The 20578-nt window shown below is 71.2% G+C and carries 17 protein-coding genes; 12 read left to right on the top strand and 5 right to left on the bottom strand.

The features are described from left to right. Nucleotides 1-169 precede the first annotated feature (169 nt). The 7 genes from OHT77_RS29385 to OHT77_RS29355 all read left to right on the top strand — a co-directional run bounded on the left by OHT77_RS29385 (nt 170) and on the right by OHT77_RS29355 (nt 7506). Nucleotides 170-1414 carry an ROK family protein gene (locus tag OHT77_RS29385; protein ID WP_328831427.1) on the top strand — a complete coding sequence of 415 codons (1245 nt, stop codon included), beginning with the start codon at nt 170-172 and terminating at the stop codon, nt 1412-1414. A 223-nt stretch (nt 1415-1637) separates the two neighbouring features. Then, a complete protein-coding gene (locus OHT77_RS29380) occupies nt 1638-2708 on the top strand; it encodes an ABC transporter substrate-binding protein (RefSeq protein WP_328831426.1) in 1071 nt (356 codons plus the stop codon). 5 nt (nt 2709-2713) lie between these two features. After that, entirely contained in the window at nt 2714-3580 is an 867-nt protein-coding gene (locus OHT77_RS29375; RefSeq protein ID WP_328831425.1) for an ABC transporter permease, read from the top strand. Continuing rightward, nucleotides 3556-4299 carry an ABC transporter ATP-binding protein gene (locus tag OHT77_RS29370; protein ID WP_328831424.1) on the top strand — a complete coding sequence of 248 codons (744 nt, stop codon included), beginning with the start codon at nt 3556-3558 and terminating at the stop codon, nt 4297-4299. The genes OHT77_RS29375 and OHT77_RS29370 overlap by 25 nt, the downstream gene beginning before the upstream one ends. A gap of 245 nt (nt 4300-4544) precedes the next feature. Beyond that, nucleotides 4545-5891 carry an LLM class flavin-dependent oxidoreductase gene (locus OHT77_RS29365; RefSeq protein WP_328831423.1) on the top strand — a complete coding sequence of 449 codons (1347 nt, stop codon included), beginning with the start codon at nt 4545-4547 and terminating at the stop codon, nt 5889-5891. A gap of 11 nt (nt 5892-5902) precedes the next feature. Further along, on the top strand, nt 5903-6793 hold the full coding sequence (locus OHT77_RS29360; protein ID WP_328831422.1) for a TauD/TfdA dioxygenase family protein: 891 nt from the start codon (nt 5903-5905) through the stop codon (nt 6791-6793). 77 nt (nt 6794-6870) lie between these two features. After that, entirely contained in the window at nt 6871-7506 is a 636-nt protein-coding gene (locus OHT77_RS29355; protein ID WP_328831421.1) for a superoxide dismutase, read from the top strand. A 134-nt stretch (nt 7507-7640) separates the two neighbouring features. Here the strand turns inward: OHT77_RS29355 and OHT77_RS29350 are convergent, their stop codons facing one another. Further along, nucleotides 7641-8258: a histidine phosphatase family protein gene (locus OHT77_RS29350; RefSeq protein WP_328831420.1), complete on the bottom strand. Its 618-nt coding sequence runs from the start codon at nt 8256-8258 to the stop codon at nt 7641-7643. Beyond that, nucleotides 8255-9691, bottom strand: coding sequence for an FGGY-family carbohydrate kinase (locus OHT77_RS29345; protein ID WP_328831419.1), 1437 nt, complete (start codon nt 9689-9691; stop codon nt 8255-8257). Before OHT77_RS29345 ends, OHT77_RS29350 begins: the two co-directional genes overlap by 4 nt. A gap of 71 nt (nt 9692-9762) precedes the next feature. Between OHT77_RS29345 and OHT77_RS29340 the strand changes: the two genes are divergently transcribed. From OHT77_RS29340 to OHT77_RS29330, 3 genes are all read left to right on the top strand, one after another. Further along, nucleotides 9763-10803 carry a 2-hydroxyacid dehydrogenase gene (locus OHT77_RS29340; RefSeq protein WP_328831418.1) on the top strand — a complete coding sequence of 347 codons (1041 nt, stop codon included), beginning with the start codon at nt 9763-9765 and terminating at the stop codon, nt 10801-10803. Nucleotides 10804-10831: 28 nt separating this feature from the next. Continuing rightward, nucleotides 10832-12253 (top strand): FGGY-family carbohydrate kinase, encoded by a 1422-nt coding sequence (locus OHT77_RS29335; protein WP_328831417.1) that lies wholly within the window; start codon nt 10832-10834, stop codon nt 12251-12253. A 116-nt stretch (nt 12254-12369) separates the two neighbouring features. Then, nucleotides 12370-12582: a hypothetical protein gene (locus OHT77_RS29330; protein WP_266768709.1), complete on the top strand. Its 213-nt coding sequence runs from the start codon at nt 12370-12372 to the stop codon at nt 12580-12582. Between the two features lie 16 nt (nt 12583-12598). On the opposite strand, the gene OHT77_RS29325 is transcribed toward OHT77_RS29330, so the two are convergent. Next, the gene (locus tag OHT77_RS29325) at nt 12599-13249 is read right to left on the bottom strand and encodes a mycothiol-dependent nitroreductase Rv2466c family protein (protein ID WP_328831416.1); all 651 of its coding nucleotides are present in this window, start codon (nt 13247-13249) and stop codon (nt 12599-12601) included. Between the two features lie 146 nt (nt 13250-13395). Here OHT77_RS29325 and pepN point away from each other — a divergent pair, with 146 nt between their 5' ends. Continuing rightward, entirely contained in the window at nt 13396-15993 is a 2598-nt protein-coding gene (gene pepN, locus OHT77_RS29320) for an aminopeptidase N (RefSeq protein WP_328831415.1), read from the top strand. A gap of 206 nt (nt 15994-16199) precedes the next feature. Next, nucleotides 16200-17249 carry a hypothetical protein gene (locus OHT77_RS29315; protein WP_328831414.1) on the top strand — a complete coding sequence of 350 codons (1050 nt, stop codon included), beginning with the start codon at nt 16200-16202 and terminating at the stop codon, nt 17247-17249. A 73-nt stretch (nt 17250-17322) separates the two neighbouring features. Here OHT77_RS29315 and OHT77_RS29310 read toward each other — a convergent pair whose 3' ends face one another. Together OHT77_RS29310 and OHT77_RS29305 are read right to left on the bottom strand one after the other, a co-directional pair. Next, a complete protein-coding gene (locus tag OHT77_RS29310) occupies nt 17323-18531 on the bottom strand; it encodes a glycosyltransferase (protein ID WP_328834375.1) in 1209 nt (402 codons plus the stop codon). Nucleotides 18532-18731: 200 nt separating this feature from the next. Continuing rightward, on the bottom strand, nt 18732-20504 hold the full coding sequence (locus OHT77_RS29305; protein WP_328831413.1) for a TIGR03767 family metallophosphoesterase: 1773 nt from the start codon (nt 20502-20504) through the stop codon (nt 18732-18734). Between the last annotated feature and the right edge of the window lie 74 nt (nt 20505-20578).

The raw sequence follows: 20578 nt of genomic DNA, 5'->3' as shown, positions 1-20578 counted from the left end.
CTTCGAGCGCATGGTTGCCCAGGCCCGGAACTTCGCGTCGCGTCGCTATGTCGACCTGCGACGCCAGGCCGCGGCGACCTGTTACCGCCCCTGAGGCGGGCGGAGCGGATCCGGTGCGCCTCGTATCCCAGACGGCGCACTGTCGGACCCGTTCCCGAGGAAGATCCCCATGCCCCGTAACGCGGCACCCCTGCTCGCCTCCCACTCCCCCGGCTCTCCCAGCTCTCCCGGTTCCCCTCGCTCCCCCGTACCCCGCGCCGCCGACAGCGACCGGCGGCGCACCAACGCGAGCGTCGTCCTGCGCTCGGTGCTGGAGCACGGCCCGGTGGCCCGCTCGACCGTGTCCCGGCTGACCGGGCTGTCCCCCGCGTCGGTCACCGACTACTGCGCCCGCTTCACCGAACTCGGGCTCATACGGGAGGCCGCCACACCCCGACGCTCGAACGGTGTGGGCCGACCCCATGTGCCCGTCGACCTGGATGCGTCACGGTTCGTTGTGGGCGGAGTCCATGTGGCGGTGCCCTATACGACGGTCGCGCTGCTGGATCTGCGCGGCCGGGTGGTGACCGAGCGCCGGCTCGGGCACGACAGCACGAACCCCGCCCTGGTGCTGGCGCGCGCCGCCGAAGGGCTGCGAGCGCTGCTCGCGGAGGCGGCCGGAGCCACCCCGCTGGGGGTCGGGGTCGCCGCCGGCGGCTGGGTCGACCGGGACTCAGGGAGCATCGTCGACCATCCGCTGCTGGGCTGGCGGGACGTGCCGGTGCGCGCACTGCTCGGCGACCGCACCGGACTGCCGGTCCATGTGGACGGCCACGCACGGGCGTTGGTGAACGCGGAGCGCCTCTTCGGGCGGACGGCGCGCGGCAGCCGCAGCGTGCTGCACCTCTTCGTCGGCAACGTGGTCGACGCGGCCTTCGCGACCAACGACGAGGTGCACCACGGCCCGCGTTCGCAGGCGGGCGCGATCGCCCATCTGCCGCTGCGCGGCGGCACGGAACCGTGCGACTGCGGGCGCGTCGGCTGCCTCCAAGTCGAGCTGAGCGAACGGACGTTGTGCCGCCGGGCCCGGGAGGCGGGCATCGTCGACGGGGTCAACCCGACCCACGTCGTGACGGCGGCCGAGCGCGGAAACCCCCTCGCCGTACGGCTGTTGACGCAGCGGGCGCGCATGGTGGGGCGGGCGGCCGGGCTGCTGCTCGACATCCTCAACCCGGAGACGGTGGTCGTCACCGAACTGGGGGTCATCCGGCGGGAGGACTGCCTGCGGGCGCTGCGCGAGGAGGTCGGTGACGCGCGGGCCTCGGCTGTCGTGCCGACGAGTTTCCCGGATTCCGTACTGGCCGTGGCGGGCGGTTCGGTGATGCTGGATGTGCTGTTCCGGGATCCCCTGAGCCTGTCACCGGGGCGTATTTAATTCAGAAACTCGGAATGTTGACAGCGGGCGCGCATGGCCGGGAACATCCTGGTCATGAGCCTGCAGATGAGTTGTCGCACTTCTTGTTGCTGACCCGTTGACGCGCCTTCGGCGCCGGTCTCATCCTGCCTGAATTTCCTGTCCCGGACTGTTCCGTCTTTCGCCGTCCGTGAATTTCGCGTGCCTTCCCGCGTTCCCATGACTTTGATCAGGGAGTCCTCCCATGCCTCATTCCCGTGCGCCCGGCGTCGACCGGCGGCTCTTCCTCACCTCCGTGCTGGGTGCCGCCGCGGGTGTCGCCGGTCTCAGCGGCTGCGCAACGAGCAACGCCGCCACCGCCAGGTCGGGGGCCGGTCTGTCCGCCCCGCTCGCCGAGAAGGTCCCGTCCGGCACGAGCCTGAAGATCTCCTCGTACCTGAACACCCAGCAGCTCCAGTTCAAGCTGGCGAAACTGCCCAAGTTGCCGTTCACCGTGTCGAGTTGGGTGAACATCGGGGCCGGCCCCGATGTCATCAACGCCTTCCGCGCCAAGTCCCTCGACCTCGCCAACAACGCGGGCATCCCGCCGATCCAGGCGCACTACCAGGGCTACGACGCGAAGATCGTCGCGATCGACGTCACCCGCAAGCCGAACTACCTCTTCGCCACCAAGCCCGGCAGCGACATCCACACCGTCGCCGACTTCAAGGGCAGGAAGCTGGCGTTCTCGCAGGGGCAGGCCCAAGGGGTCGTCCTGCTGCGGGCGTTGAAGCAGGCCGGGCTGACGTACGACGAGGTGACACTCGTCCCGCTGACCAGCAACCAGTTCTTCACCGCCCTCCAGTCCGGCCAGGTCGACATCGCCCCGCTCGCCAACAGCCAGGCACCGGCGTACCTCAAGCAGTACGAGGCGAAGGGCGCCCGTGCGATCACCACCGATGTCGTAGACCTGCTCAATCTGCTGTGGGCGCCGTCCGCCGTGCTGGCCGACTCCGCGAAGGCGGCCGCGATCGCCGCGTACATCCCGCAGTGGGCGCAGGGACAGGTCTGGCAGTACGAGCACCCGGACGCCTGGAACGAGGAGTTCTACGTCAAGACCCAGAACCTGACCCTCGCGCAGGCGAAGTCGGTCACCGCGCTCGCCAACAAGCCGTTGTTCCCGCCGAGTTGGGACGAGGCCGTGAAGTGGGAGCAGGAGACCGCCGATCTGCTCGCCGAGGGCGGGTTCGTGAAGGAGTTCAAGGTGGACTCGCTCTTCGACCGGCGGTTCGAGGGGATCGCGGCGAAGGCCGTGGCGGCGGAGTACCGGAGGTGACGGCGATGACGACCTCCCAGACGGTGGACACGTCTGCCACAACTTCCCTGCCGCAGAACGCTGTTGAGGATTCCGTCGAGGCTCCGCGCAGGCGGCGGCGCGGTCTCGCCCCGGGCAGGCGGCTGCCCGCCTCCCGGGTCGTCGGGCCGCTCCTCTTCCTCGTCCTGTGGGCCGTCGCCTCCGCCGCCGGGCAACTGGACCCGGCCGCGATCCCGGCGCCCTGGACGGTGCTGCGGACCGCCGGCCGGCTGTGGACGTCCGGCACCCTGCCCACGGACATGCTGACCTCGCTGGAACGCGCCGCCTACGGCTTCGCGCTCGGCCTCACCGCCGGTGTCGTCCTCGCGCTCGCCGCCGGGCTGAGCCGGGTCGGCGAGGCACTGATCGACGGGACCGTGCAGCTCAACCGGGCCATCCCCACCCTGGGTCTCATCCCGCTGTTCATCCTCTGGCTGGGCATCGGCGAGACCTTCAAGATCGCCATCATCGCGATCGTCGTCTACATCCCGATCTACCTCAACCTGCACGCCGCGCTCTCCGGCATCGACCACCGCTACGTCGAACTCGCCGAGGTCCAGGGCCTGTCAAGGCTCCAGTTCGTCCGCCAGATCGTCATCCCCGGCGCGCTGCCCGGCTTCTTCGTGGGCCTGCGCCTCGGCGTGACCGGCTCCTGGCTCAGCCTGGTCGTCCTGGAGCAGATCAACGCCACCAGCGGACTCGGCTACATGATGTTCCAGGCCCAGAACTACGGCCAGTCGGACGTCATCCTCGTCGGCCTGCTGATCTACGGCGTGTTCGGTCTGCTCTCCGACAGCGCGGTCCGTCTCGTCGAACGGAGGGTGCTGTCATGGCGCCGCACACTCAGCAACTGACCGACACCGGTGCGGTTCCCGCGGGCCCCGCCGTACCTGCCGTCCAACTCCGAGGACTTACCCGGTCGTTCGGCGGACGTGCGGTTCTCGACCACGTCGATCTCGATCTGCCCGCCGGGCAGTTCACCGCGCTGCTCGGGCACAGCGGTTCCGGCAAGAGCACGTTGCTGCGGGCCATCGCGGGGCTCGACCACGAGGTCGTCGGGAGTGGTCGGCTCACCGCGCCTGAGCGGGTGTCGGTGGTCTTCCAGGACTCGCGGCTGCTGCCGTGGCGGCGGGTGCTCGACAACGTACTGCTGGGGGCGGAGGGGAAGGAAGCCGCCGCGAAGGGGCGTGCGGCGCTTGCCGAGGTGGGGCTTGCCGGGCGGGAGCGGGCGTGGCCCAACGAGCTGTCCGGGGGCGAGGCGCAACGGGCCGCGTTGGCCAGGTCGTTGGTGCGCGAGCCTGAACTGCTGTTGGCGGATGAGCCGTTCGGGGCGCTTGACGCGTTGACCCGGATTCGGATGCATGTGCTGCTACGGGAGTTGTGGGAGCGGCATCGGCCCTCGGTGCTTCTGGTCACGCATGACGTGGATGAGGCGATCGTCCTCGCGGATCGGGTGCTGGTGCTTGAGCAGGGGCGGATCGGGCTGGACCTGGTGATCGATCCTGGGGTGGCGCGGGCCGAGTATCGGGAGCGGTTGCTGGCGGCGCTCGGGGTGACGTCGGACTCCCGCTGAGCACCGGCTGCTCGGTGAGTGTCCGCTGCTCGTGCGCGCCTTCCGGGGGCTCCGCCCCCAGACCCCCATCGGCCCTGAAGGGGCCTCGTCCTCAAACGCCGGACGGGCTGGATTTGCGCGGCCTGTGCTGAAGAGGTGCCGCACGGCTGACAAGTGTCGCCCCACGTTGAGAAGTCGCCCGACGAGCTGATCAGTAGCCCCCTGCACTCGAAAGTCCCCCACCCATCCGCAGCAAAGGACCTCCCATGCCCCGCCGACTCCACCTCAACGCCTTCCTCATGAACACCGGCCACCACGAGGCCTCCTGGCGTCTCCCGGAGAGCAACCCCTACGCCCACGTCGAGCTGGAGCACTACACGCACCTTGCCCGGATCGCGGAGCGCGGCACCTTCGACTCCCTCTTCCTCGCCGACGGGCCGCAGTTGTGGAGCAACCTCGCCCAACGCCCGGCCGGAGCCCTGGAACCGCTCACTCTCCTCACCGCGCTGGCGACGGCCACGGAGCACATCGGCCTGATCGCGACCGCATCCACGTCGTACAACTCGCCCTACAACCTGGCCCGTAAGTTCGCCTCGCTGGACATCATCAGTGGGGGCAGGGCGGGCTGGAACATCGTCACCACCGCCGGTGCCGAGGCCGCCCGGAACTTCGGGCTCGAGCACGAACCGGCGCACGCCGAACGGTATGCGCGGGCGGCCGAGTTCCTGGATGTGGCGCTGAAACTCTGGGACAGCTGGGAGGACGACGCGATCGTCGCCGACAAGGCGGCCGGGGTGTGGGGCGACGACACGAAGATCCACCCGCCGCGTCACCAGGGGACGTACTTCAGCGTCGCGGGTGCCCTCAACGTCCCCCGCTCACCGCAGGGTTACCCCCTGCTGGTGCAGGCGGGTTCGAGCGAGGACGGCAGGACGTTCGCGGCGCGGTACGCCGAGGCGGTGTTCACCGCGCAGCAGACCCTCGCCGACGCCCAGGCCTTCTACAAGGACCTCAAGTCCCGCACGGAGGCGGCCGGTCGGAACCCCGAGCACATCAAGGTGCTGCCCGGCATCGTGCCCGTGCTGGGCGGGACGGAGGCCGAGGCGCGGGCCAACGAACGGCTGCTGGAGGACCACATCGTGTACACGCACGGCGTGGACCGTCTGGAGCGACTGCTTCAACTAGCGCCAGGAACACTGGAGTTGGACAAACCACTCCCCGCCGACCTCCCTCCCGAGGACGCCATCGAGGGCGCGAAGAGCCGCTACACGCTCGTCGTGGAACTCGCCCGCCGCGACCGGCTGACCGTACGGCAGCTCATCGGCCGGCTCGGGGGCGGGCGCGGGCATCTCACCTTCGCCGGTACGCCGGAGCAGGTGGCCGACGCGATCGGGTCGTGGTTCACGCAGGGCGCCGCCGACGGCTTCAACATCATGCCCGCGGTCCTCCCGTCCGGCCTCGACGCCTTCGTCGACCAGGTCGTCCCCCTCCTCCGCACCCGCGGCCTGCTCCGCACGGAGTACGGCCCCCGCACGACCCTCCGGGAGCGCTACGGCCTCCCCCGCCCCACCAACCAGTACACCCGGCCCACCACCCAACCCGCCCTCGTCTGAGAGGACTTCACATGTCCATCGAGATCCAGAAGGTCACCGCGAACATCGGCGCCCGCGTGTCAGGCGTGGACATCAACAAGCCGCTGGCCGCCGAGGAGGTGACGGCGATCCGGGAGGCCCTCAACGTCCACAAGGCGCTGGTCTTCGACGACGTCCACCTCGACGACGCGGGCCAGGAGGCCTTCGCCCGCCACTTCGGCGACCTCACGACCGCGCACCCCACCGTGCCCGCCGTCGACGGCGCCCCGAACGTGCTGCCCGTCGACAGCGAGCGCGGCCGGGCCAACCACTGGCACACCGACGTGACGTTCGTCCTCAACCCGCCCCAGGCCAGCACCCTGCGCAGCATCACGGTCCCGCCGTACGGCGGCGAGACCCTGATCGCGAGTTCGGCGGCGGCCTACCGCGACCTGCCGGAACCGCTGCGCGTCCTCGCCGACACCCTGTGGGCGGAGCACACCAACGACTACGACTACGCCGTGCCGGAGGAGTCCATCGACGCCGAACGGGCCGCCCAGCGCGCCCAGTTCACCTCGATCACGTTCCGCACGGTCCACCCGGTCGTCCGCGTCCACCCTCTGACCGGCGAACGCGGCCTGTTCATCGGCGGGTTCGCGCAGCGGATCGTCGGCCTCTCGACAACCGAGTCCCGCAAGATCCTGGACCTCCTCCAGGCCTACGTCACCCGCCCGGAGAACATCCTCCGCTGGCGCTGGTCCCCCGACCAGCTCGTCCTCTTCGACAACCGCATCACCCAGCACTACGCCATCGACAACTACGACGACCAGCCCCGCCGCCTCCACCGCGTCACCGTCGCCGGCGACATCCCGACCGGCATCGAGGGCAAGGAGAGCTACTCGATCGAGGGCGACGCGTCGCACTACACATCCGTGGCGGAGTGACCACACCGAGCCTTTTCGCTGCTAGGTTGTAGTTGCAAGCCATGTGCAATAAGAAGTCCGGAGGGGACCGATCCGCCATGCCCGTCTACACGCTTCCTGACCTGCCCTACGACTACGCCGCGCTCGCCCCCGTGATCAGCCCCGAGATCATCGAGCTGCACCACGACAAGCACCACGCGGCGTATGTGAAGGGTGCGAACGACACGCTGGAGCAGTTGGCGGAGGCGCGGGACAAGGAGCAGTGGGGGTCGGTCAACGGGCTGGAGAAGAGCCTGGCCTTCCATCTCTCCGGGCACATCCTGCACAGCATCTACTGGCACAACATGACCGGTGACGGCGGCGGCGAGCCGCTCGCGGCCGACGGGGTGGGCGGTCTCGCGGACGCCATCACCGACTCCTTCGGCTCCTTCGCCGGCTTCAAGGCGCAGCTCACCAAGGCCGCCGCGACGACCCAGGGTTCGGGCTGGGGCGTCCTCGCCCACGAGCCGCTCAGCGGCCGTCTGATCGTCGAGCAGGTCTACGACCACCAGGGCAACGTCGGCCAGGGCTCCACCCCCCTCCTGGTCTTCGACGCCTGGGAGCACGCCTTCTACCTCCAGTACAAGAACCAGAAGGTCGACTTCATCGACGCCATGTGGGCGGTCGTCAACTGGCAGGACGTGGCCCGGCGTTACGACGCCGCGAAGTCCCGCCACACGATCCTGCCCGCCTGACCCACCGGCCCATCGGCCCGGACAGATCGTCCTGCCTCGTGATCGTCTTCTCAACCTTCACGTCGGCGGGCGGATGAAAAGGAGAACCCCCGCGAGGACGTGACTCGCGGGGGTTCTCCTTTCGGCCGGTCCCGTCAATCCGCGTCCCCGCAGGGCACGTTGAGGGACAGCAGCGCGAACGTGCCCTCCTGCACCCGGAGTTCGCTCACCGCCGCGTTCCGCAGCCTCGGGAACACCCGCCGGTACTCACCCAGCGGAATCCCGAGTGCCCGGCACAGCACCAGCCTGAAGAGGGTGTTGTGGGCGACGATTAGGACGCGCTGGCCGGGGTGGGCCGTTGCGATGCGCCGAAGAGCGACCGTTCCGCGTGCTGCCGCTTCCGCCGGGTCCTCGGACTCCGGGAACGGGTGCGCCACCGGATCCGCCCGGAACGCCTCCGCCGCCTCGGGGTTCTCCGCCTCGAACTCCGCGAGCGTGCGGCCCTCCACCACCCCGAAGTCGCATTCGCGGAGGGCCGGTTCGGTGCGGGGGGTGAGGTTCAGGGCCTGGGCCGCGGGGTTCGCCGTGACGATCGCCCGGGACAGCGGGGACGTCCAGATCGCGTCCACGGGGTGGGTGGCCGCCCAGCGGCCGAGGGCTTCCGCCTGCGCGACACCCGTGTCCGTCAGGGCGACGTCGCTGATGCCGGCGTAGCGGTTCTCGGCGTGCCAGACGGTCTGGCCGTGGCGGGCCAGGAGGAGGGTGGTGGTCATGAGGCGCTCGTGTCCTGGTTCAGGCGGGTGCGGGCATGGGCCGCGACCGGGGTCGGCAGCCAGCCTCGGGTCTCCAGTTCGTCCACCAGGCGAGAGTACGGGCCGGTGAAGCGGGCCGTGCGGGACGCGCGGGGTTCCAGGACCGTGCGGATGCGGACCATGCGGTCGGCCACCTCCGCCAGCTCCCTGCCCTCCCCCGTGCCGTACGCCGCCAACACCGCCATCCCCAGGGCCGGTTCGATCTGTTCCGGTACCCGGGCCGGGCGGCCGAGGATGTCGGCCCGGAGCTGGTTCCAGTACGCGCTACGGGCCGCGCCGCCCGTGAAGGTGAGGGGGCCGTCTATCGGGGCGCCCAGGTGGTGGAGGTAGTCCAGGCACAGGCGCTCCGTGAACGCCACGCCCTGCAGCACCGCCGCCCAGCCGTCCGCCTCCGACGCCGGAGTGCCGAGGGTGAAGGCGGTGGCCTCGGGGGCCAGGAAGGGGAAGCGTTCGCCGGGTGAGGCCAGGGGGTAGGTGAGGGCGCCTGACGGTTCGCAGGCCGCCGCCCGGGTGTCCATCTCCGCCGGGTCCGGTCCCGGCGGCAGCGCGCCCGCTCCTACGCTCGACGCCCCGCCCGGCAGCCAACTGCCGTCCGGTGCACGGTGGTTGTAGACCACCCCGGCGTCGTCCCGGACGGGGGTCGGGGATGCTCCCTTGAGGACCAGGGTGGTGCCCAGTACCGAGTTCCAGGCGCCGGGGCGCAGTGCCCCGGACGCGATCTGGGCCGCGCAGCCGTCCGTCATCCCGGCGATGACCGGGGTGCCCGCGGGGATGCCCGTCGCTTCGGCGGCGGTCCGGCAGACCTCGCCGAGCCTCGTGCCGGGGCGGACCACCTCCGGCAACCGGTCCGCCAGATGGGCCAGTTGGGGTGGCCACGCCTCGTGCTCCGCGTCGTAGCCCGTCTTGAGGGCATGGCTGGAGTCGGTCGGGATCGCCTCGCCCGTCAACTGCGCCGTGATCACGTCGGGTTGGTGGGTCACGCGGCCGGGGCCGTAGGCGTCCAGGAGCCACAGCGCCTTCGGGAGGGCCCAGCTCGTCTGCATGCCGAGCCGTGCCGCTTCGCCGACCGCGCGGCCGTCGTCGTACATCAACCCCGGTGTGCGCGGGCGGCCTTGGGGGTCCGTGAGCAGGACCGTGCCGGAGGTGCCGCACACCGCGAGGCCGCCGATCCGCCCTCGCCCGGCCGGTGAGGAGAGCGCGGCCCGGGACGCCGTGCGCACCGCCTCCCACCACTCCCCCGGGTCCTGCTCGTGCCGTACGCCCTCCCTGCGGCCCGTCAGCGGAGCGGACCCGCTGCCGAGGACCGTGCCGTCGGCCGTGACCAGCAGCGCGCGGACGCTCTGCGTGCCCAGGTCGATCCCCAGCCACGCTTCCGCTTCGCCCTCGAACATCATCCGGACCTCCCTCAGGGGTTACGCATTCGGCATTCCCCGTTCATCGTGGCGGAGAGGGAGGGAGCCCCACGATGACCGAGACCCTGCGTGTCGTCGCCGCCGGTGACCATTTCGTACGGCCGTCGCTGATCACGGCGGCCATCGCCGAGGAACTGCGCGAACACCCTTTCACCGTAGGAGAGTTGGAGCTCGGGTGGCCTCTGGAGCCCTTCGGTCCCGTCGCCGAGGTGGAGGAGGCCAGTGACGCCGAGGACGAGGTGATCGACGCCCTGCGGGACAGCGGGGCGCAGGTGCTGGTCACCCAGATGGGGCCCGTCACCGAGCGCGTGCTGGCGGCCTGCCCGGAGGTGCGGCTGGTCGTCGTGTGCCGGGGCGGGCCCGTCAACGTCAACCTGGACGCGGCGAAGACACACGACGTACGCGTGTGCTTCGCGCCGGGGCGCAACGCCGCCGCGACCGCCGAGTTCACCGTCGGGATGATGCTCGCCGCGCTGCGCCGGATCCCGCAGGCGCACGAACTCCTGGCCGGGCAGGGGAATTGGGCGGGCGGTGCGTCCTACTACACGTACGAGCACAGCGGGTTGGAGCTGGAGGACCTGCCGGTCGGGCTCGTCGGGTACGGGGCCGTGGGCAGCCGGGTGGCGCGGGTGCTGTGCGCGTTCGGGGCGCGGGTGATGGTGTACGACCCGTATGTGCACGGCGAGATCCACGGGCTCCGGGTCGGGGCGCTGGACGAGCTGCTGCGCCGGTCCCAAGTCATCACGCTGCACGCCCGGTTGACCCAGGAGACGCGGGGGCTGATCGGGGCGCGCGAGCTGGCGCTGCTGCGGCCGGGCGCGGTGGTGGTGAACGTGGCGCGGGGTCCGCTGCTGGACGAGGACGCGTTGTGCGACGCGCTGGACAGCGGGCAGGTGTCGGCCGCCGCCCTCGACACCTACGTACACGAGCCGTTGCCCGCCGGGGCGCGGCTGTTCGGGTTCGCCGACCGGGTCGTACTGACTCCGCATCTCGGGGGCGCTTCGCGGGCCGTGGCCGAGAAGGCGGCGCGGATCGCCGCGGCGGAGGTGGGACGGTGGGCGCGTCGGGAGCCGCTCGCGCACAGCCTGACCTGAGGATCGTCACCAACTCCGAGGAGGCGTTATGTACGTCGGAATCGATGTCGGCACGTCCACGGTGAAGGCCGCCGCCTTCGACGACTCCGGGCGTGAACTCGCCGTGGCGGCACGGCCGGTGGAGCTGTCGATGCACGGCGGGTTCGTCGAGCAGGACATGGACGAGGTCTACGGCGCGGTCGTCGCCGTGCTCGACGAACTGACGGCGGGGGTGGACGGGACCGTCGAGCTGGCCGGGCTGACCGGGCAGGGCGACGGGGTGTGGCTGGTGGACGGGGAGGGGCGGCCGGTGCGGGCGGCGGCGTCCTGGATGGACGGGCGGGCGCACGAGCTGCTCGACCAGTGGCTCGCGGACGGGACCTTCGAGACGGTGTTCCGGCGGACCGGGAGCGCGATGTTCCCCGGCTGTCCGGGGCCGCTGCTGGCCTGGCTCGCGGCGCACGAGCCCCGGTCGCTCGACGCCGCCGCCACCGCGCTGTACTGCAAGGACATGGTGTTCCAGCGGCTGACGGGGGCGCGGGCGACCACGGATGTCTCGGACGCGTCGATGCCGTTCCTCGACCCCAGGACGCGGTCGTACGACAACGGTGTCGTGGAGCTGCTCGGGCTGACCCGGCGGCGGGGGCTGCTGGCGCCGGTCGCCGACCCGGTCGCCACGGCCGAGACGCGTGGGGAGGGGCTGCCCGCGGGAACGCGGATCGCGAACGGGCCGTACGACCTGCCCGCGTGCGCGCTCGGCGCGGGGGTGACGGAACCGGGGGACGGCCTGCTGATCGTGGGGACCTGCCTCGCCAGTCTGGTCGCGACCACCGAGCTGGACCTGAGCGGTGAACCGGCCGGGCTGTACATCTCCCTCGACCGGCCGGGGCACTGGCTGCGGGCCATGCCCGCGATGGTCGGTACGGCCGCCCTGGACTGGGTGCTGTCGACGACCGGCGTCCGGCACGAGGAGGTGGACGCGCTGCTCGCGGCGACCCCGCCCGGCGCGAACGGAGTGCGGGTGCTGCCGTACTTCGCCCCGTCCGGCGAGCGCGCCCCCTTCGTCGAGCCCCGGCTCCGCGCCGAACTCACCGGCGTCTCGCTGGAGTCGACCCCCGCCGACCTGATCCGCGCGACCTGCGAGGGCATCGGCTACGCGGCCCGGCACTGCCTGGAGGCGGCCGGGCTCACCGGGACCCTGGCCGTGTGCGGCGGTGGCACGCGCAGCCCCGCCTGGATGCGGCTGCTCGCGGATGTGCTGGGGCGGCCGCTGCGGGTCGTCGAGGGCGAGGTGGGCGCGCGGGGCGCGGTGCTCGCGGCGGCCGAGCGGTACGGGGTCCCGCTGGACGCGGCGGCCTGGACCCGCCCGACGGAGATCGTCGAGCCGGACCCGGGGCGGGCCGCCACCTACGCCAAGGGCTACGAGGACCACCTCGCGCGGCTGGCGGTGGCGCGGGGGCGGGAACGGTAGGCCCGGCACGGGACCCCTGAATGGTGGGTGACCGGCTGCGCCCCGGCCCCGTGGGCGTCTACGCTCGCGGGGCCGGGGCGCCGAGTCGCCTCAGGCGGGTCTCGTGGAGGTTCTGCATGGTCTACAAGTGGTGCCCCGGCTGTCGTGGGCCGCTGCGGGAGTTCTGCGGGCTGCGGGACGACAAGGAGCTGGCGTTCGTCCGGGCCGAGAAGAAGGACTTCGCCCCGGAGGCGTACATACGGTGTGCCGTCCCGGGGTGTCGGCGCTACCAGCGGCAGCTCAACTGGCGGGACGGCGGCTACTTCCCCAAGCCGGACGCGAAGGCCTGAGGGCCGGCCCGCAGACCTAGAGGTTGCTGAAGTCCGGGCCCTTCGTGCGGCTGCGCTTCAGCTCGTAGAAACCGGGGACCGACGCGACCGCGACGGTGCCGTCCCAGAGGCGGGCCGCTTCCTCGCCCTTGGGGGCGGGGGTGACGACCGGGCCGAAGAAGGCGATCTGCTCGCCGTCGGGGCCGGGGACGGCGATGACGGGGGTGCCGACGTCCTGGCCGACCTTCTCGATGCCCTCCTTGTGGGAGGCGCGCAGCTCGGTGTCGTAGGTGTCCTTGTCGGCGTACTCGATCAGGTCCGCCGGCAGGCCCGCGTCGGACAGGGCGAGCGCGATGGACTCGGGGGTCACGCCCAGGCCCTCGTTGTGGATGCGGGTGCCGAGCGCGGTGTAGAGCTTGCCGACGACCTCGTTGCCGTGCAGCTGCTGCGCGGCGACGGCGATACGGACCGGGCCCCAGGACTTGCCGCCGGGGCGCATGTTCTCGGCGTACTCCGGCGGGAGCTCGTCGAGGCGGTTCTCGTTGAGGACGGCGAGGCTCATCACGTGCCAGCTGACCTCGATGTCCCGGACCTTCTCCACTTCCAGCACCCACCGGGAGGTCATCCAGGCCCACGGGCACAGCGGGTCGAACCAGAAGTCCACGGGGGTCTTGGCGGTCTCAGACATGACGCTCCTCGGAATACGGCCGTTTCCTTGTGGCAACACCGCTCTTTCACCCCTCATTCCCGGGTGCCCGCGGTCAGGGGCGCATGGCAGGATCGGCCCTGACCGTATATCGAACACCAGCCGACATCATCCGAGGGAGCCGCTCCGTGCCCGGTGAGAATCTGTCCCGCGACGAGGCCCGCGAGCGGGCCGCCCTGCTGTCCGTCGACGGGTACGACGTGTCCCTCGACCTGCGCTCGGCGGTCGGTGACGACGCCGGCGCGGGGCCGCGGACCTTCCGGTCGGTGACGACGATCCGGTTCCGCTGCGCCGAGCCGGGCGCGGCGAGCTTCGCGGACCTGATCGCCCCGGCCGTGACCGCCGTGTCGCTGAACGGCAAGGACCTCGACCCGGGCGCGGTCTTCGACGGCACGCGCATCCAGCTGGAGGACTTGGCCGCCGAGAACGAGCTGGTCGTCGACGCGCAGTGCGCGTACTCCCGCACGGGCGAGGGCATGCACCGCTTCGTCGACCCCGAGGACGGCGAGGTCTACCTCTACACGCAGTACGAGCCGGCCGACTCGCGCCGCGTCTTCGCGAACTTCGAGCAGCCCGACCTCAAGGCGCCGTTCCGCGCCGAGGTGAAGGCCCCCGAGGGCTGGACGGTGTGGAGCAACGGCGTCGGCGAACTGACCGACGGCGTATGGCAGTTCGCGGAGACGAAGCCGATCTCGACGTACATCACGGCGTTCCTCGCGGGCCCGTACCACTACGTCACGGACACGTACGCGCGCACCTTCGACGACGGTACGACGCTGGAGATCCCGCTCGGCGCGATGTGCCGCAAGGGGCTCGCGCCGCACTTCGACGCCGACGACGTCTTCCTGATCACCAAGCAGGGCCTGGACTTCTTCCACGACCACTTCGACTACCCGTACCCGTTCGGGAAGTACGACCAGGCGTTCGTGCCGGAGTACAACCTCGGGGCGATGGAGAACCCGGGGCTCGTCACCTTCCGCGAGGAGTACATCTTCCGCGGGAAGGTCACGCAGGCGTCCTACTCGGGGCGGGCGAACACGATCCTGCACGAGATGGCCCACATGTGGTTCGGCGACCTCGTCACCATGGAGTGGTGGGACGACCTGTGGCTGAAGGAGTCCTTCGCCGACTTCATGGGCGCGTTCGCACTGGTCGGCGCGACCCGCTTCACCGACGGCTGGATCACCTTCGCCAACCGCCGCAAGGCCTGGGCCTACCGCGCGGACCAGCTGCCCTCCACGCACCCGGTGACCGCCGACATCCGCGACCTCCAGGACGCCAAGCTCAACTTCGACGGCATCACGTACGCCAAGGGGGCGTCCGTACTGAAGCAGTTGGTGGCGTACGCCGGCCAGGACGCGTTCCTGGAGGGCGCGCGCCGCTACTTCAAGCGGAACGCCTACGGCAACACGCGCCTCGGCGACCTGCTGTCCGTGCTCGAGGAGACGAGCGGGCGGGACATGACGTCCTGGGCGCGGTCCTGGCTGCAGACCGCCGGGGTCAACTCCCTCACCCCGCAAGTGGTGTTGGACGTGGAGGGCGGCCGCATCGCCGAGCTGACCGTGCTCCAGGAGGCCGCCGAGTCGCACCCCGAACTCCGCCCGCACCGGGTGGCGGTGGGCCTCTACCGCATGGAGGGCGACCGGCTCGTGCGCTACGAGCGCGCCGAGGTGGACGTCGACGGCCCGCGCACGGTGGTGGTCGAACTGGCCGGTGCGGAGGCCCCGGAGCTGGTGCTCGTCAACGACGACGACCTCACGTACTGCAAGACCCGCTTCGACGCGACCTCGCTGGACACCCTCCGCGACCACCTCGGGGCGCTGACCGACCCGATGGCGCGGGCGCTGTGCTGGTCGGCGCTGTGGAACATGACGCGGGACGCGCTGCTGCTCGCGCCCGACTTCATCGACCTGGTGATGCGGTTCGGGCGCCGGGAGACCGACATCGGCGTGCTGCAGATGCTGCACGCCTGGGCGAACTCGGCGCTGGTCGACTACTCGCCGCCGTGGTGGCGCGAGACCGGCGCGAAGCTTCTGGCGCATGTCGCGCTGCGGGACCTGCGGGACGCCGAGCCGGGCAGCGAGCACCAGCTGGCGTGGGCACGGTTCTACGCGTCGGTGGCGTCGGCGCCGGAGGAACTCGCCCTGCTGCAGGCCCTGCTGGACGGCACGCAGCAGATCGAGGGCCTGGCCGTCGACCAGGAGCTGCGCTGGGCGTTCCTGGAGCCGCTGGCCGCGCACGGTGCCGCCGACGAGGCCGCCGTGGCCGCCGAGCTGGCCCGGGACGACACCGCGTCGGGCAAGCGCCACCAGGTCCGCTGTCTCGCCGCCCGGCCCTCGGCGGCCGTCAAGGCGCAGGCGTGGGCGCAGGTCGTGGAGTCGGACACGCTGTCCAACGCGCTCGTCGAGGCGACCATCGCGGGCTTCGTGCAGCCCTCCCAGCGGGAGCTGCTCGCGCCGTACACGGAGAAGTACTTCGCGGCGATCGAGCGGGTATGGGCGGAGCGGTCGATCCAGATCGGCGTGGACGTGGTGCGGGGACTGTTCCCGTCCTACCCGGCGGCGGACGACGCGCAGGCGACGCTGGACGCGACGGACGCGTGGCTGACGTCCCACGAGAAGGCCGCGCCGGCGCTCCGGCGGCTGGTGCTGGAGGCGCGGGACGATCTGGCGCGGGCGCTGCGGGCGCAGGCGGCGGACCACGAGGGGCGCGGCGCCCAGGGCTGACCTTTGGCCTTCGGTCGGCCTCTGCGTGACCGTTACCGAATACAGGTAATCCTCCCCGTAACCCCTGGTCCACCCCATCCGGACCAGGGGTTTTCGGCGCCTACTCGGCATCCGAACGCCTGTCCTTTAGTACCGCGTTGTCCGGATTTGTCGACGAGCGTGTAACAGCGGTTAGGGAGCGGATCCGGCGCGGGAAACCCCGTTGCATGAACCACAACACCCCGCTCTCCCCCCGCCCCCTCAGCCACCTCTCCGAGGTCCACCGCCGGGTTCTGACGACGGCTCAGCTCCGGGCGCACGGTGTCCCGGCGGCCGAGGTGAACGAGCAGTGCCGCCCCGACGGGCCGTGGCAGCAGTTCCTCCCCGGCGTGGTCCTGCTGCACTCCGGCCCGCCGACCGGTGAGGAGCGGCTGCACGCGGTGCTGCTGTACGCGGCGCGGGAGCGGACGGCGGGGGTCCCGGTCCAGCCCGGCGCGGAGGAGCCGCACCGCCCGGTGTACGCGGAGACGATGCTCACCGGCATGGGCGCGCTGACCCTGCACGGCTTCACCTCCGCCCCTGACCTGGCCTCGCTCAAGCAGCTCGACGTCCTGGTCCCCCGCATGCGCCGGCTGCGCTCGACGGGCTGCGCGCGGATCGTCCGCACCGCCTCGCTGCCCACCCCGCAGCAGGTGAAGGGCGTCCCGGTCGCCCCGGTGCCGCGGGCCCTCGCGGACGCGGTGGCCGAGCTGTCGGACGCGAACGCGGTGCGCGGGCTGCTCACCGAGGCGGTACGCGGCGGGCACTGCGAACCGGCCGCGGTGGTACGGGAGTTGAACAACGCCAAGCTGCTGAGCCGGCCGCATGTGGTGGACGCGGTGGACTCGCTGCTGGCCGAGGGCCGCGCGATCGCCGAGGACCGCCTCTACCGGATGGTCGGCGAGTACGGCCTCCCCGACCCGGTGTGGAACGTCGACCTGCGCCTGCCCGGCGGCCCGCACCTCGCCGGCCTGGACGCGTACTGGCCCGAGCAGGCGGTGGCCGTGGAACTCGACACCCGCGCCCCGCGCCAAGGCCATCGGCAGGACGACGACGCCCTCTGGTCGGAGTACGCCCGCAAGCGCGAGCATCTGGAGCGGCTGGGCATCACGGTCGTCCACATCACCCCGAAGAAGCTCCGGGACGCGATGGAACAACAGGCGGCGGTGGTCCGTACGGCGCTGATGGCGGCGGCCGACCGGGATCCGGCCGCGTATGTCGTGGTGCTGCCCCGGTAGTGACGGACCGGGGCGGGATCAGGAGGGGAGAGGAGGGGCCACCGGGGGTCGGTGGCCCCTCCTCATGTCTGTCCTACAGGGGTTCGGGCAACGGCGGCGGGGCGGCGCTGGTCGTCGTGTGTCCCGCGTGCAGGCCGTCGATGAGGGCGGCGTACGAGGCGATCATGCGCGTACGGCTGAACCGTTCGCGGCTGCGGGCGTGGGCCTCGGCGAACTCCGCGCGGCCGACGACCGCCTCGGTCCAGGCCGACGCGATGGCGTCCGGGTCGGGGGGTGTGACGATGCCGTGCCCGGCGACGATGGAGGCGCTGTCACCGACGTCGGTGGCGACGGGGACGGCCCCGCACATCATGCCCTCGATGAGACAGAGGGGTGCGGCCTCGCCGAAGGACGAGGTCAGCGCGACGACGTCCGACCCGGCGTAGACGGTCTCCATGTCCCGCCGTACGCCGAGGAGATGGAGCCGGCCGGCAAGTCGTCCGCGCTCCTCCCCGAAGGCGTCGTCGATGTCGGCGGAGAGGGCGGGCTGGTCGTGGTCGGTCATGCCGGCGCCGCACATCAGCACATGACCGGCGGGTTCGCGCCGCAGCCACTCACTGGCGGCGCGGAGGAAGAGGGGGATGTTCTTCATCGTGGCGTAGCGGGCCGCGAAGACGACGACGGGGGCGGTGTCCGGGATGCCGAGGGAGGCGCGCAGGGCGAGCCGCCGGGCCGGGTCGGGACGGAAGCGGAGCAGGTCCACGCCGTTAGGGATGACGTGGAGGACCTCGGGCGGGATGCCGGCGGCCTGGTAGGCGTCGCGGGTGGACTCCGCGCAGCAGACGGCGGCGACGACCTTGCCGTCGGCGATGGCGGACTTCAGCTCGTCGAGGGCGGTGCCCGAGTGCTCGGGGTCCGAGCGGTGCAGGCACGCGACGATCGGGCGGCGGGGCAGGCCGGCCTGGTTGAGCAGGGAGAGCGGCTGTTCCTTGAGGGACAGGACGACGTCCGCGTCGGCGAGGGCACGGGCGGTGTCGGCGAGCTCGGGCCCGCTGAACCCTTCCGTGACCGGATCGCCCTCGCCGTGGAAGCTGCGGCCGAGGGTGGAGACGCCGACCCCGGCCGAGGTCAGTCGCTGGTAGCAGGCGTCGTTCTCCATGGCCTGCCGGGTTGCTTCTCGGTGTACTTCTCCGTGGATGCTGAGCACCGTATGGTGCTGGCCGCCCTCCACCAGTCCCAGTACGACGTCGCTGTGGACGATGCGGGCTCCTCCGGAGAAGAACCCCTCGTAGACCGACAGCACGTGCAGCTCGTGTCTAGCGCGCACACGACCACCCGCCTTGCATATGAATCGAGCCATCCCCGTGAACAGCGGGTTAGCCGTTATGAGGCGGCACGGACATTTCGTACGAATGAACTGGGCGTCTCGTGTCTGGGTCCGGTTGGTTATCCCACGGTCAATTGGGCCGGGCCGCGATCGCCGCCTCCGGTCGTTGCGGAACGTCAGCCCTTCTTCAGGATCAGTTCCGTGTTGCGGTCCTTCGCGTCGCCGCCCAGCACCGTGCTGGAACCCGGCGCGTTGTACGACAGCTCGCGGTACAGGGCCGCGAGGCCGGTCTGGGTGAGGTCGGAGAAGTCGGTGCGGTGCGGGGCCGCGGACTCGATCAGCGTGGTGAAGAGGGACAGCGTGCCGTCCTTGTTGTCCACCAGCTCGATGACACGGGCGAGTTGGGGATAGTCGACGTGCGAGGCCGTCGAGATCTCCCAGAAGCTGCGGCCGTCGGGCGCCGAGTGCGGGGTGATGACGTTGCGGTGGATGTGGCCGTTGACCCAGGCCAGCACGTTCGGGTGGCTGCCGAGGAGCGCGATGACCGCCGAGCCCTCGTAGCGGCGCTCGGTGGGGTGCGCCGGGTCGGGGCGGGTGTTGTCCATCGTCTTGCTGGTGTGGTGGCTGAAGATCACCGCGTACGAGTCCTTGTTGTCGCGCAGCGTCTTGTCCAGCCACCTCAACTGCGTCGCCCCGATGGACCCTTCGTAGTGGCCGCCCGCGTCCGTGGTGTCGAGGCTGATGCCGATCACGTCGTCGGCGATACGGAACGCGTAGTACTGGGTGCCCGCGTCGACGTTCGCGGAGGAGTAGCCGTGACCGACCGGGCCGAGGCCCTGGTAGGCCGGGTCGAGGTGCGCCTTGAGGTACTCGGCGGAGGTGTAGGGGGCGCGCTTCTCGTCCGGTGTGATCGAGCGCGCGGAACGGGCGTGGGCCTTGAGGAAGTCGCGGTAGCCGGAGCCCTTGGGGTCCTTGGCGTCCCGGATCGAGTTCTGCAGCTTCTTCGCCTCGGCCGCCGTCGCGGTCATCAACTTCTTGCCGCCGATGGCGAGTTCGGTGAGGTACGGGTCCGCGTGCGAGCCGAAGCAGCCGAGCGGCAGCGCGTCGTGGTTGCCGACCGTGGAGTACCAGGGCAGGTTGAGGCCGGGGCTGCGGACCTCGCGGATCGCGGCGGCCAGGAAGCCCTTGAGGTGCGGGAAGCCGACCTGCTTGTCGCCGTCGCGCAGGGTGGCGTCGGGCTGCCAGTACAGCTTGAGGCCGCTGTTCTGGACGCCCTCGTAGTGGCGCGGGTCACCGGTGTTGGGGGTGAAGCGGCCGCCGCTCATGATCTTCATGAACCATTCCAGCTCGGACTTCGCGTTGTTGTCCGTGTTGTCGCCGGTGGTCATCACGAAGTGCAGCGGGGAGCCGGTCACCGGGGCGCCGCGCAGCGCGTTGACCCGCTCGACCAGCGAGATCCCGCCCTGCACGGTCAACGCCTCGTGCGGGCGCCACGCGTGCTTGTCGGTGGAGCGCAAGTACTCGAGCCGCAGCGGGTGCTGAGTGTCCATCAGGTGCAGATCGGTGAACTGCACGAACGACGCGAGTGCCGTACGGCGGCCCGCGCGCCCGGACTTGGCGGCGGCGAGGTCACCGCGTACGACGCGCTTCCAGCCGGCGCCGTCGCCGAGCCGGCGGTAACCGGAACTGGTGCGCGGGGCGGCGACCGTGGCGAGGGTGGTGCCCTTGGTGTACGGGGCCAGGGGTGCGGCCGGTGCCTTGCGGGACTGTGCCACGGGTGCCTCGGCGGCTCCTCCGGCCGCGGCGGCGTCGGCCGTGGCGGCCTCGCTGTCGGTGGGCCGTAGGGCGTACCCGACGCCTGCGGAGACGGACACGGCCGCGGTGGCGGCGAGGACGGTACGGCGGTTGACCCCCAGCACGGAGCTGGCGACAGAGCGTGTGCGCGACATGGCGCGATCTCCCCGAGTACGAACTGCGTCGGCAGTGGTCGCGGGTGTTCGCGGCGATCGGTTTTCGATCGCGG

Origin of the sequence: Streptomyces sp. NBC_00252 (assembly GCF_036187565.1) — a bacterium.
In the GTDB taxonomy this organism is placed as follows: Bacteria; Actinomycetota; Actinomycetes; order Streptomycetales; family Streptomycetaceae; genus Streptomyces.
The sequence above is the reverse complement of the archived record's forward strand: the minus strand, read 5'-3'. Positions and strand labels throughout refer to the sequence as shown.